This window comes from Acidianus brierleyi (genome assembly GCF_003201835.2).
Taxonomy (GTDB): Archaea; Thermoproteota; Thermoprotei_A; order Sulfolobales; family Sulfolobaceae; genus Aramenus; species Aramenus brierleyi.
Window position 1 is genome coordinate 1,399,830 of sequence record NZ_CP029289.2, and the last position, 12,631, is coordinate 1,412,460.

Below are 12,631 nucleotides of genomic sequence, written 5' to 3' on the forward strand. Positions count from 1 at the left end.
ACCGCTTTTTCTTGACTTGTGATTGAACCGCTTAGGCTGAGTTCATGATGAATTATCTAAATGGCGTTTAATGAAACGTTTAGCTAACGCTCTTAGTATTGTTGATTTTCCGCGATATCCTTCCTTTTTCACTATCTTATCAAGTGCCTCTACCTCTTCGTTATCAAGTATGACCGATACCTTTACGGGTTTTCTTACCTTTTTCATGCTATTCACTAAGGAAATATATTCGGAAAATGGTGCTTATCAATATTTACCATATCAGAAATAGTATTAATTATTTATATAATTTTTGCCTTAAAACTGTATGCCCAGGAATTTAGTTTTTCCTTATCTGAAGAGATTTTTGCTCTTGTCTCCACTGGAAATTAAGGTCCATTCAGATGGAAGACCTAAAACAATACGTGATTCTTACCCATTAATTTTTTTGTAATACTCTGTGATAGAGTCGAATATAGAGCTAAATCTTATAAAATTCTGTAAGAAGAATATTAATGAGCAAAAATGAACGTGGAAGAATGGGTTAAGGCAATAAAGGAAGACCTAGAAAGAGAAGACTTACCAGAGAGTTATAAGAAAGTCCTTAAGGTAGTGTTAAATCTCATAGAAAGCGGTGACCTAGATACGGCAAAAGAAATAGCCATCAACTTACCACCCATTTTGGAATAAGTGCTTATTCCAATTTGGAACAAGTTACTCCTTTTTTAACACATAACCTTTTACACTTCTCATGATAAATCCTTCTTTTATTGCGAACTGTTTCTCCTCAAAGAATTGCCTTATGCGTTCCGGTAACTGTTGATAGTACTGCTCACTCATGAACCTAACGTTATTTGCATCAGCCTTATCGTAAAGGTAACCTCTAACCTCAAGGACTTTAAAGAACTCCTTTAATGCTGAGAGTAATGGGAAGTAGTCTAAAAGCATATCGTGGTAAGATAAGTTTATTTCACTCTTGTATTTTTTAATCCCCTCTATCTCTTCACGTGAAAGACGTAAAGTAATTGTAACGTGATTCTTTAACCACCTCTGATAATAAGTAGTTCTTCTCCTTGGCATAACGCTTTTACCTTCTCATTTTACGTTTATATGCCTTTCTCATATTGAATGCAATATTGCTTATCAATATTAAATGATGAGAAATACTCGTTAATTTGCGGTAATTTAGATTGAATGCAAGTTTGAATCAACATTGAATCAACAACCTAAGGGCTTTGGTCAAAATTCATTATTATAAAATGTGATGGGATTATCTCTATTTTACTATACTCAAAAAGGAGAAATGCTGTTTTTAAAATGAAAACTGGGAATTATCACGTTAGAAAACCGTTTCTGAAATTGCGTATAGCTAAGAAAATGCCCTAAACTTTACGTGTTCATTATTGTTTCTCTGAAATGAACTTTCCGCAAAAGAGTGAACGTTATAAATGGTTTCGTAGAAATAGATAAATTTGGGATATTTTCTATACTGATTGAAATTTTAGTAACTATCCCTTAACCATTATTACTAAGATGATGAAAGTTATGATAACTACTAAGGTAATTCCTATGTAAAGTGTTGAGAAGGTACTACTAGTATGCTTAGGTTCTGATTCTCGCTCTTTATCATCCCTCTCTATTCTAAGAGAAGGGTCTACATTTCCTTCAATCTCCTTAGCGAAGGAATGCAATAATTCATTATTATTTAGTATATATGTTATTTCTGGTTCTGAAGGAGATGAGGGAGATAGCGTTAATGCCAGGGGATCATATGTTATAGGTCTGGTAGTATCCCTGGCTTTCTTGAGAGTGACATTAATATTAGGTAGAGATTTGTACACATATTCTTTTGTTATTATACTATCTCCTTTAGGTTTGAGAGAAGAAGGAAAGAGCATAGAACCTATACCTAACGCTAAAAGTGGATAGTTGAAAGCCTTAGACTCTCCTAACCTTACTGCTAACTTTCCTAAGGGGCTTAATTCATCAGCGCCAGTTACAAGTAACCTACCCGTATCGGCTAACTCTACTAAACCTGGAATATCGATAAGTCCAAAGGCTATATCACTAATTTTTGCGGGTAAAGGCTCATTAGGGTGATCGGCTAAGTGTCCAAAAGTCCCGCTAATAGGTATAATGTTACTAACTAATTTACTCCCGGCATTGAAGAGCTGCCTCCCGGTTTCTATACCTAAGTTTGACAGAGGGCTAAAAATCGGTGTCTCTTTTACGCTCTGGTTTTCTACGTCTTGTATTGCCTGAGAAAAGGGAATCAACTTATGCTTAAAAATTAAGTCTCCAGTCTCTCTTCCTAACGCTGAGGCATCTGTAAAAAGAGTAGTAAAAAATCCTCTAGTTATCTTATACGATTCTGCTAAAGCGTTTTGTATGTTATTCTCTATTTCGCTGAAGATACTACTCATAATATATTATTATAAGTATATGTGAGATATAACCCTTCATTAGTATTACAATAGCCTCGGGAACATTCTCCATTGTGTGACCTTAATCAATTAAATACATTATATAATTATTAAGATATCCTCTAGTTTAAAACTAGAGTAGTTTAGGTGCATATTTATCATAATTTTGTTGTAACTCAATTTCGCTAATTACAAAATAATGGTTTTGTAAGATTCTGAAGTCTTTAGGAGAAGCTCTCCCTTGAAGGAAGTCTACTATCATTGGATTTGCCCCTCTTTTTAACATATAAGAGGCGAAGAAACTTCTTAAGTCGTAAAGCCTAAATGTACTTCCTAATATCTTCCTCATCTCATTTTCAATTTTAGTCCTTAATATATCTTCTCTAAACGGAAATAATTTAGCCTTCCAGTTCTCTATATCAATACCTTGATTAGGATTAGCAGCTGCAAGTTTCCTTACAGAATTCTCGTATTTTCTTACAAACTCATCATGATAAGGTAAATAGGTCTCTCTCAACAACTTTGCCGTCTTCTCGTGCAGAAATGATATATAAGCCCTCTTAGTCTCATTCTCCTTCATTAATTTAATAATTCTGTGGTCTAAGTCTATCTGATCTACTCTAAGGTTCATAACTTCCCCTACTCTTAATCCAGTTTCGACTAGGAGTAAGAAGAGCGTCTTAGCTCCTAAGTCGTTAATATTTTGGAATATCTGCTTTAGAGAATCTAACGTTAAGATAGGTGGTCTGTATAAGGTTTTTGTTTTAGGAATCTTGAAGGAATCGTAAAGTTCACGGCTTAATATAGGGTTTCTGCTCTTCACGATCTCCTTAATGAAAAGCTTTAGCGTAGTAGCGTAATGTCTCGCCTTGTTCACATTCTTTGATTGCAGATCTAAGATGTATTCCTTAATTCTTTCTGAGGTTAGTTCATAACCTAAGTCTGCCGTAATTCTTCTAATGTTCTGCAAATGCATATTAGCGGTTCTTTTAGCTTTGTTATTCTTAACAAATTTTTCGAATAGGTCTAGGTCCTCTTTAGATACTATATAACTGTTTGATACTGACTTGAGATAATCTCCTAAGTATTGCCATATTAGGTTTATGAAAAAGTTGCGAAAGCTTTCATCTCTAATTGCTTTAATTATAACGCTAAATGCAATTGTAGGATCTATTTCAACTGTCCTTAAGCCGTAAATGATATCTGAAAGTTCCTCAATTGTAAGGAGTTCTGTACATTTCTCAACTACTTCATTTGGTATTGTCTGGATTTTGCCGTTAATATAACGGTTTAATGTGCTTCTGTTAATCTCTAATTGCCGTGAAACGTAACTTAATCCGTGTTTCTCTATAGCTTTTTTGATTATCTTGAGCTTTTTCTCATCATCTAGTTTATTTACGTCTATTTTTGGCATATTTCATATTCACTAAGTTAGAGCTATAACATAGTTGCAAATTTAACCTTTTATGTTGCATTAACGTAAAATTCTATAGATAGAGTAGAACGTAAATTACGGACCCGCCGGGATTCGAACCCGGGACCACAGGCTCCGAAGGCCTGCGCTCTATCCTGGCTGAGCTACGGGTCCCCTCTAGATTTATAAAAAAGTTAATATTAATCAATAATAAAGTGTACGATCCTAAAGAAGTAGTTTCTAACTATGCTTTGCAATATATTGAAAATAAGAAAATAATAGGTATAGGTACTGGAAGAACTGTAAGAAAACTAATTGAGTTAATTATCAAGAATAATATAATAAACAATAAGCTTTACGTAACAAGCTCTATAGATAGTGAATTAGAGATATCTAAAAATGGTGGTACAGTAATTTCATTATATAATGGAAATATTCCTGATATATATATAGATAGCTTTGATTATCTAGTGCCAGTAAACGATTCTTATATAATGATAAAGGGAGGTGGCGGAGCTCTATTGCGTGAAAAATTATTAGCATATTTTGCTAATGAAAGAGTATTTATAGGTGAACAGTCTAAGATTAAAAATTCATTTCCAATAAAGATTCCTATAGAAATAGTCCCAGTAAGTTTAAGTTATGTTATAAATAAATTAAAAAGCTATAAATATAATATAGAAATTAGAGAAAGTAATGGAAAAATAGGACCGATTATCTCTGATAACGGAAATATTATTCTTGATATGTCTGTAAATGGTAAGGCTGACTTATGCGAATTAGATAGCAAACTTAAAGATATACCAGGAATAATAGAAACTGGTATATTTTGTGATAAATTATATGATGAAATCATTATAGGTAATAACGATGGAAGAATCGAAATTATTAAGAAAAGCAGAAATAGCAATTAAATCGAATAGAATTATAAAATTAGAGGCTAGAGACTCTTTCTTTTATATTTTTGTTTTTTTAGGTAATGGTAAAAATGGGAAAGATCATATATTAAATGAGAAAAGTTGCGATTGTAAATCGTTTTTGTTTAATAGAATATATAGAAATACAAACATGTGCTATCATCTAATAGCTCTTAATAAAGCATTAGAGAACGAAGATTTCATTACAATTAAACTTAACTCTAAAGAGATCTTTGAAATAATAACGGATATATATGCTAATGGAAAATCATTAAAACTTAGAAAAGTATATCCAAACAAATGATATTAAGTATAACTCAAATTGTCCTTATAGTTTCTGTTATCCTCATAGCTGGCGGAATAACATATGGTATTTTTATGGAAATTTTAGAAAGCTCAGGAAAGAAAGAAGTATTAATAAGATCAAACAAATCTTCTAAAAGAAAGAGGGAATAAGGAATGGGAGGAAAAAGAAAGAAGAGGACAAAAATTATTCGTCCTAAGCCTAAATTGCCTAAAACATTTGAATGCCCAAGATGTGGAAAAATTTCAATTTCAATTGATATAAAGGATGGCTTAGCTAAGATACAGTGTGGTAGCTGCGGATTATATACTGAAATTGAAGTTCCGCCAGTCTTTGATGAGGCAAACGCATATGGCAAGTTTATAGATCTCTATCTTGATGGAAAGTTGGAAATAAAAGAAGAAAACAAAGATAGTACTGAAGATAAAAATGAAACTGAAGGGGAAAGTAAAGAATTACATTCAACGTCTAATTGAAGAAGGAAGTGTTCTTCATTTTTCGCTTCTTGATCCAGATAAAATTAGCGATATATCTAAGCTTTATGATATAACAAAAAGTCTATATAATTATGGAACTAATGCGTTTTTAATTGGAGGAACTTTAGGAATCTCTTTGGACAAATTAAATAAAATTTTGGAAATACTAGATGATTTCGATATACCAAAAATAATCTTTCCAAGTAATATAAATTTAATAACAGAAAAAGCTGATGCCATATTATTTATGTCACTATTAAATTCTGATGATATATATTACGTCATGGGAGCACAAGTAGCTGCTGCACCCATAATAAAAAAGACAGAAGTAGAAACGTTATCAACTGGATATCTTATTATAGGGAATGGAGGTACTGCGGCTCATATAGGTAGAGCTAGGGTAATACCTTATGATAATATTGATTTAGCAGTAGCTTATTCATTAGCTGCGGAGTATATGGGAATGAACTTTATATATTTGGAAGCTGGTTCTGGAGCTCTTGAGCCAGTTAAACCAGAAATGATAAGGACTGTAAGGAAAACTACCTCGCTTAAGATAATTACTGGAGGTGGCATAAGGACACCTGAAAAAGCCACAGAAATCGCTACAGCTGGGGCAAATATAATAGTAACAGGAAATATAATTGAAAGCGACTTGACGAAGGCATTAAAAATAATAGAAAGTATTAAGAAGATAAAAATAAGTGAATGAGTAATGCCATCTAGTAAAAAGAAAAAAGAAAACGTTCCATTAATGTCGATGGCTGGTTTAGTTAGATATTATGAAGAAGAGAATGAGAAAGTAAAGATTGATCCCAAGGTAGTTATTATTGGAAGCATAGTAATAATAGCTGTTGTCATAGTCTTATCTAAATTAGTTCCAATATGAAACTTCACTATAAAGGCAATGCCAAATGTTTTTTGATATCAAAGAGATAAAAAGAATTAGAGAAAGTATAGGAATTACACAGTCTGAGTTAGCTAAGAGAATAGGTGTTTCTCAATCACTTATAGCTAAGATAGAAAACGGAAAAATAGATCCTAAATTATCTATAGTGAGAAAAATATTTGATGAATTAACTGCGCTAATGGAAGCTAATGATAGTGCAGAAAGAATAATGCATTCTCCTGTAATTGTATCGAAAATAAATGAGAATATTCATGAAATAGTAGAAAAAATGGAAAAATACGGCATATCTCAGATACCTGTAGTTAACTCTTCTGAAGAATTAGTAGGAATAATCTATGATTATATATTACTAAGGAAACTGGCTCTTAAAAATCCATACGAAATAGTTGCAAAAGACATTATAGCACCATTACCACCATTAATAGATGCTAAAACACAATTAACCGAAGTAATGAAACTTCTAACCAAATATCCTGTTACTTTAGTAGTCGATAAAAAATTAAAACCACTAGGTATAATTACTAGAAGTGATTTAATAGGTTATTTAATAAAAAATTATAAGAGAGAGCCACAGTAGGGGGCTACGGTGAAAACTGAGGAAACTCCAGCCTCCTGGCCTAAAGGAGTCTCTATAGAGACAAGGGCAACACCCTTGGCAACTATACAGAAACAAGTACCTTGAAAGCTACATGTGAAAATGATTGTGCCCCTTCCTCTGGTAACGGAGGAAGAAACATGAGAGTAGCTTTCAAGGATGAAAAGATAGACCTCCTAGGAGCAAGTAGAGGGAAAGATGAGACTAGGCCCGATTTCCCTCTAGGACGCATAGCCAAATCCCCCAACATTACAGAAGCTGGGTTATTACTGTGGCTCTCTCAAAAAATCGGATTCTATTTGCAATATCTCCGAGTCAGACTTACCTTCATAAGATTTTAGTAGCTCTCCATTAAGCTCTAGAAATGTATGACCCCATTTTACTTTATTTAGAATCTCTACAGCGATATTCTCCTCTCCTATTATATATAATGACGCAGCAGCTGCTTCTATTGATGACAATTTATATGGCTTAGAATAATTTATAGGATTTCCTGCTAAAAGAAATGGTAATCTTCTAGAAAACTTGTTTTTGAATTTACTAAAAAACTCTATATCAGATTTGTTCCAAGAAGAATCAATAACTGTTAGACCTATATTTAGAATTATTTCTCTATCTTTAATAGAAACTGGAATAGAAGATATAGGATTTAAAACTATACCAAGAGGTTTACGAGTTCTCTTAGCATATCCAAATTTAATTAATCTCTTTCCTGTGCACTTTTTTGGATCATCTTGATCAAGATCAATAATATAAATATTCAACGAACATCGTAAAGTTCTTATAACTTTTAATTTATTAAACTAGTGGTAAAGTAAGTTGGTATCTGCAATAGTTCTTATAAATACAGATGCAGGAGGAGAGGAAGAAGTTTTCGATAAGTTAAAAACTATGAACGAAATTAGTGAAGCATACATAGTATATGGAGTTTATGATATAGTAGCTAAAATAGAAGCTACCGATATGGACTACTTAAGAAATTTTGTAAGTTCTACCATAAGGAAATTACCAAAGGTTAGATCAACTTTAACTATGATCATAATGGAGGGAAAGTCGATTAGAAAATGAGATATAGCGTAGGTATTGACGACCATGATTCACCTATAGCAGGCTGTACAACACATTTTTCGACTATTTTAATAAATTATTTTATTAAGAACAATATTAAACTTTTAGATTATCCTTATTTAATAAGATTAAATCCTAACATACCTTGGAAAACTAGAGGAAACGCCGCAATTAAATTTTCAATAGAATTTAATGGTACAAAGAAAGAACTTGCAGATATCATTTGGGAAAAATCAATAGATTACGTGAAGAATGTTTCTAAAGGATTAGAATATAATAGAAAACCAGGAGTAGCTGTAATTGATTACGAGAAATCTGATAATTTATATAATCTATACTTAAAAGCTGTATCAGACATAATTCCTAGAGATCTAGTTATAAAATACTCAGAAAAAATAGGTGCTGAGTTAAGAGGTTATAGAGGGGTAATAGGTTCATTAGCGGCTATAGGATTTAGAGGTCCAATTACATATGAATTATTAACTTATAGGAAAAGAGAAAATTGGAATAGAAAAAGAGAAATAGATATATCTAGTGTAAAAGCATTTGATGAACTATTTTTTCCGAAAGTTTTTGCCAATATGGATTATATAAAGAAAAAACCACTAATTATTTCTCATGGAAATGATCCAGTATTCTATGGTATAAGAGGACTAGATCCCAATATATTAATAAAGGGATTGGAAACAATTAAGACCAATGAAAAACTTGACATGGCTATGATATTTAAATCTAATCAAGCTACTGATGTCCATATAATAAAAACTGGAAATAGAGTATATCAAACTATTAAAGATTCATGCATAGTTGATGATATCAAAGTAATCAGAGGAGGCGATGTTATAATAAAATGTTTAAACTCAGCTACTTTAATTTGTTATAAAGAAACCGGGGAGTTAAATCTTGCAACAAAAAATTTAATGCACGGAGATATAATAGAATTTGTAGGCTCTATAAAACCTTCATTGGAATTTGGAGAGATTATAGAGATAGAAAGAATACATATTAATAGTCTTGTGAACTCAAAGTTTGCAAATCCGAGATGTCCCAAATGCAACGGATCTACAGAATCATTAGGTAAAAATAAGGGATTTAGATGTAAAAAATGTGGAAATAAATTTCTTGGAAATAAAATGATTATTCGTATACCCAGAAATTTATCTCTTGGAATTTACCAGGCTAGATATTATAGGCATTTAACTAAACCCCTATTCCTAGAAGACTTAGATAATAGCTTTAAATATGAATATATTATGGATTTCTATATTATTTATAATTCAATAAATAATATATTATACTCGAATTAACTTAGTTTTTTATAGTATAATATTATAATGTATAACAAAATTACAAAGCTAAAATAGGGTGCCAATGTGGACCGGCCGGGATTTGAACCCGGGACCTCCCGGATGCCAACCGGGCACTCTTCCAGGCTGAGCTACCGGCCCAATATACTGTGTTATATTTCTAGTATTAATAAATTCTTCCAATATTTTGAGCATTAATTATTTCATTAGTTCATAACACTTATAGTTTCAAGTATTTTCGACTTAAATTTTCAAGTTTCTATATATTTATATAAAAAAGATTTAGAAATAATCATATACATTTAGTGAAATAGTTATAATAAAGAACATACTATAGGCAATATTATACAATTTTTAATTAAGCGACGTCGTTTCCTTAGAAATTCTAAGCAAGATTTTATTATGTAAGAACTCATCCCCTTTGTTTCCTATGGAAATAATAATCGAAAACTATACAAATACCAAACGTTTTTCAATTATACAAAACATAAAGAATTACTGTTTACTAGATCTTTTCAAATATAGCACTCCAGTGGAAAGTTAGGGGTAAGTGACCATTCTTTAAAAACTCCAGTGGAAATAGAGGGGTTTTTAACTGGGGAGTTAAAACAGAGATTTATGTAATGCCTTTTAAGTTATAATAATAATAGCTAGTATTTCGATGAGTGAAATTATAGATGATATACTCAACAGTACTAGGGATTCCCCTATTTTCAAAAATAGGGAATATTTACTACCTGATTATATTCCAAACGAGCTACCTCACAGAGAAGAACAAATAAAGAAATTGGCAAGTATTTTGGCCCAGGTATATAAGGGCAGTAAACCAAACAATATATTTATTTATGGTCTTACTGGAACTGGAAAGACCGCAGTTACTAAATTCGTACTAAAAATATTTCAAGAGAAAATAAAGAACTTTACTTATGTTTATATAAATACAAGGCAAAGTGATACTACTTACAGGATTTTGGCAGATATAATTGAGAATATGGGGGAAAAAGTACCATTTACTGGAATTTCTACAGCAGAACTTTATAGAAGAATGTTAAAAATATTTTTGTCAACTAATAAAATAATAATAATTACTTTAGATGAAATTGACGCTATGGTAAAAAAACATGGAGATGATATATTATATAAGCTAACTAGAATTAATTCTGAACTAGATAAGAGTAAAGTGTCATTAATAGGAATTACAAATGATGTGAAGTTTGTAGATAATTTAGATCCACGAGTTAGGAGTAGTCTGAGTGAGGAGGAACTAGTATTTCCACCATATAACGCTAATGAATTGGAAGATATATTGAAAAGAAGAGCAGTTTTAGCTTTTAAGGACGGTGCTATTAATAATTCTATTATAAGTCTTTGTGCAGCTTTAGCCGCAAGGGATCATGGTGACGCTAGAAGAGCATTAGATCTTTTACGTGTAGCTGGTGAAATAGCTGAGAGATTAAAGTGTAATAGCATCTCAACTGAACATGTGGAAAAGGCTAGAATAGAAATTGAAAGAGATAGAGTATATGAAGTTATAGCTAGTCTTCCATTTCACTCAAAGCTAGTTCTAGTGTCAATAATTTATGGTACCGAAAATAAAAACACAATGACCACTGGAGAAGTTTATGAGCTTTATAAATCGTTGACAAAAACATTAGGAACGGAAATAGTTACGCAAAGACGCGTTAGTGATATAATAAATGAACTTGATATGGTAGGTATAATAACGGCTAAGGTGGTAAACAGGGGAAGATATGGAAAGACAAAAGAAATAAATCTAGCTGTAGATAAGATGATAGCTATTAAAGCGTTAATTGAAAATGATGAAAGACTTGCTAGTATCTGGAATAGATGATGGATATTTTCCTGTAAAATATAAAGGGAAAAAAGGGAAAGCGCCATTAGTCTCTGTTACTTATAACGATTATAAACTAATAGATGTAGATGTAGATTTCATATATGTTGATGGTGATGAAGCTACTATAAAGTTTAATAATTTGCGAAGAGGAGACGTCTCTATATTATACAGTATAATAGTAGGTGGATTTAATTATATAATTCCTTCAGGTAAATATATTATATTTTATGGTAAAAAACCTAATATTACTGAAATAGATAGAGCATTAAAACTTCATTTTGATGATAAACGTAGAGAAGTTATATTATATTATATTTCCAATTTAATTAAAGTGCCAACTAAAAAAGGTAGTGTATATATAAACACAAACCTAGAAATTAGCAAGGCAATCGATATAATAGAATTTTACCAAGTAAATTCTAAATATCCTGAACCTATTCAGACTGCTCACGTAATAGGTAAAGGAATAGGTCAACATGTTAATTCTTCTTGAATTTTTTTAGATAGCTTTATTCTTTCTTCTCTTTCTTTCAAGTCATTATCTACGATAACTTTTTCCTTATCATTAGCCGGTATTAGCTTTGGGATATTCCTAGGTTTTCCATTTTCATCTATAGCTACAAACGAAAATGTAGTCGATGTTACTAACCTTTTTTCACTTGTAAAATGGTTAATTGCATATACTTTGGCTCCTACGTCAAGAGAGGTATTTCCAGTATATTGTACTGCACCTTGTATTTCTAAAATGTCACCAATTCTTACTGGAGTTATAAAATCTGCCGATCCGGCACTTGCTGTAAAAGTATTTCCTTTCGAATAAAGCTTAGCTACTATTGCTAAAGCTTCATCGAGCATTGTATACATTTTCCCTGCATATAATATACCATTGCCAAATCCATGTTCAGGATATATTGTTCTAATATAACTTTTTACGAAAGAAGCATATTTTAACGGTTCATCATAATCTACTGATATTCTTTTCTTTCTTTCCATTCTTTTTTCTTTTCTTATATTTGCTTCAGTATCTGCTGGAATCTTAATCTCTAGTTTTCTTGGTTTATTATTCTCATCTACTGCAACGTAAGTCATTAATGCAGCAGAGGCTAATTCTTCTTTCTCTCCTCTTTTTATACAACCTTTAACTTCTATTTCTACAGAACTTTTCCATGAAGCTTTTGGTAAAGCTACTATTCTTAATATATCGCCTAATCTAGCTGGTTTAAAAAGATATATATAATCTACAGACGCTAACAAGTAATTCCCTTGGCTGATACTTGACATTAGGATTCCAGCACTGTCGATCATCCAGCTCATATATATTCCGCCATGTAATGTTCCAAAATGATTTGTATGCCATGGAAATACATTATAATACGTTTCCAA

General features: G+C 31.7%; 18 protein-coding genes, 2 tRNA genes and 1 other RNA gene. 13 read left to right on the forward strand and 8 right to left on the reverse strand.

Annotated features, from left to right (window positions below; translation table 11 throughout):
- Positions 1-42 precede the first annotated feature (42 nt).
- Positions 43-207 (reverse strand): ribbon-helix-helix domain-containing protein, encoded by a 165-nt coding sequence (locus DFR85_RS23340; protein ID WP_110270341.1) that lies wholly within the window; start codon positions 205-207, stop codon positions 43-45.
- A gap of 297 nt (positions 208-504) precedes the next feature.
- Here DFR85_RS23340 and DFR85_RS23345 point away from each other — a divergent pair, with 297 nt between their 5' ends.
- Entirely contained in the window at positions 505-669 is a 165-nt protein-coding gene (locus tag DFR85_RS23345) for a transcription factor (RefSeq protein WP_110270342.1), read from the forward strand.
- Between the two features lie 24 nt (positions 670-693).
- Here the strand turns inward: DFR85_RS23345 and DFR85_RS23350 are convergent, their stop codons facing one another.
- The 4 genes from DFR85_RS23350 to DFR85_RS23365 all read right to left on the reverse strand — a co-directional run bounded on the left by DFR85_RS23350 (position 694) and on the right by DFR85_RS23365 (position 3,990).
- Positions 694-1,059, reverse strand: a complete 366-nt coding sequence (locus DFR85_RS23350) for a hypothetical protein (RefSeq protein WP_110270343.1) — start codon at positions 1,057-1,059, stop codon at positions 694-696.
- Between the two features lie 428 nt (positions 1,060-1,487).
- Entirely contained in the window at positions 1,488-2,402 is a 915-nt protein-coding gene (locus tag DFR85_RS23355; protein WP_110270344.1) for a hypothetical protein, read from the reverse strand.
- 133 nt (positions 2,403-2,535) lie between these two features.
- Positions 2,536-3,816, reverse strand: coding sequence for a tyrosine-type recombinase/integrase (locus DFR85_RS23360; RefSeq protein WP_110270345.1), 1,281 nt, complete (start codon positions 3,814-3,816; stop codon positions 2,536-2,538).
- A 99-nt stretch (positions 3,817-3,915) separates the two neighbouring features.
- A tRNA-Arg gene (locus DFR85_RS23365) sits at positions 3,916-3,990 on the reverse strand.
- A gap of 41 nt (positions 3,991-4,031) precedes the next feature.
- On the opposite strand from DFR85_RS23365, the gene rpiA reads away from it, so the two are divergent.
- The 8 genes from rpiA to rnpB all read left to right on the forward strand — a co-directional run bounded on the left by rpiA (position 4,032) and on the right by rnpB (position 7,298).
- Entirely contained in the window at positions 4,032-4,730 is a 699-nt protein-coding gene (gene rpiA / locus DFR85_RS23370; protein ID WP_110270346.1) for a ribose 5-phosphate isomerase A, read from the forward strand.
- Positions 4,687-5,037, forward strand: a complete 351-nt coding sequence (locus DFR85_RS23375) for an SWIM zinc finger family protein (protein ID WP_110270347.1) — start codon at positions 4,687-4,689, stop codon at positions 5,035-5,037. The genes rpiA and DFR85_RS23375 overlap by 44 nt, the downstream gene beginning before the upstream one ends.
- The gene (locus DFR85_RS23380; protein ID WP_162582720.1) at positions 5,034-5,189 is read left to right on the forward strand and encodes a hypothetical protein; all 156 of its coding nucleotides are present in this window, start codon (positions 5,034-5,036) and stop codon (positions 5,187-5,189) included. The genes DFR85_RS23375 and DFR85_RS23380 overlap by 4 nt, the downstream gene beginning before the upstream one ends.
- Positions 5,190-5,192: 3 nt before the next feature.
- Entirely contained in the window at positions 5,193-5,513 is a 321-nt protein-coding gene (locus tag DFR85_RS23385; protein WP_110270348.1) for a transcription elongation factor, read from the forward strand.
- Complete coding sequence (locus DFR85_RS23390; protein WP_110270349.1) at positions 5,467-6,225, forward strand: phosphoglycerol geranylgeranyltransferase; 759 nt, start codon at positions 5,467-5,469, stop codon at positions 6,223-6,225. The genes DFR85_RS23385 and DFR85_RS23390 overlap by 47 nt, the downstream gene beginning before the upstream one ends.
- 3 nt (positions 6,226-6,228) lie before the next feature.
- Positions 6,229-6,402, forward strand: a complete 174-nt coding sequence (locus tag DFR85_RS23395; RefSeq protein WP_110270350.1) for a preprotein translocase subunit Sec61beta — start codon at positions 6,229-6,231, stop codon at positions 6,400-6,402.
- 25 nt (positions 6,403-6,427) lie between these two features.
- Positions 6,428-7,000, forward strand: coding sequence for a CBS domain-containing protein (locus DFR85_RS23400; protein WP_110270351.1), 573 nt, complete (start codon positions 6,428-6,430; stop codon positions 6,998-7,000).
- Positions 6,987-7,298: RNase P RNA component (gene rnpB / locus DFR85_RS23405), an RNA gene on the forward strand. The genes DFR85_RS23400 and rnpB overlap by 14 nt, the downstream gene beginning before the upstream one ends.
- Here the strand turns inward: rnpB and DFR85_RS23410 are convergent.
- On the reverse strand, positions 7,285-7,782 hold the full coding sequence (locus DFR85_RS23410) for a DUF367 family protein (RefSeq protein WP_110270352.1): 498 nt from the start codon (positions 7,780-7,782) through the stop codon (positions 7,285-7,287). The two genes, rnpB and DFR85_RS23410, sit on opposite strands and share 14 nt — an antisense overlap.
- Positions 7,783-7,837: 55 nt before the next feature.
- Here DFR85_RS23410 and DFR85_RS23415 point away from each other — a divergent pair, with 55 nt between their 5' ends.
- Positions 7,838-8,086: an Lrp/AsnC ligand binding domain-containing protein gene (locus DFR85_RS23415; protein ID WP_110270353.1), complete on the forward strand. Its 249-nt coding sequence runs from the start codon at positions 7,838-7,840 to the stop codon at positions 8,084-8,086.
- Complete coding sequence (locus DFR85_RS23420) at positions 8,083-9,393, forward strand: tRNA(Ile)(2)-agmatinylcytidine synthase (protein ID WP_110270354.1); 1,311 nt, start codon at positions 8,083-8,085, stop codon at positions 9,391-9,393. The genes DFR85_RS23415 and DFR85_RS23420 overlap by 4 nt, the downstream gene beginning before the upstream one ends.
- Positions 9,394-9,460: 67 nt before the next feature.
- Here the strand turns inward: DFR85_RS23420 and DFR85_RS23425 are convergent.
- Positions 9,461-9,534 (reverse strand) — tRNA-Ala (locus DFR85_RS23425).
- 520 nt (positions 9,535-10,054) lie between these two features.
- Between DFR85_RS23425 and DFR85_RS23430 the strand changes: the two genes are divergently transcribed.
- A complete protein-coding gene (locus DFR85_RS23430) occupies positions 10,055-11,245 on the forward strand; it encodes a Cdc6/Cdc18 family protein (RefSeq protein ID WP_110270355.1) in 1,191 nt (396 codons plus the stop codon).
- Positions 11,223-11,741 carry an endonuclease dU gene (locus DFR85_RS23435; RefSeq protein ID WP_110271821.1) on the forward strand — a complete coding sequence of 173 codons (519 nt, stop codon included), beginning with the start codon at positions 11,223-11,225 and terminating at the stop codon, positions 11,739-11,741. The genes DFR85_RS23430 and DFR85_RS23435 overlap by 23 nt, the downstream gene beginning before the upstream one ends.
- On the opposite strand, the gene DFR85_RS23440 is transcribed toward DFR85_RS23435, so the two are convergent.
- Positions 11,720-12,631, reverse strand: coding sequence for an acyl-CoA thioesterase (locus DFR85_RS23440; RefSeq protein WP_246253052.1), 912 nt, complete (start codon positions 12,629-12,631; stop codon positions 11,720-11,722). The genes DFR85_RS23435 and DFR85_RS23440 overlap by 22 nt on opposite strands.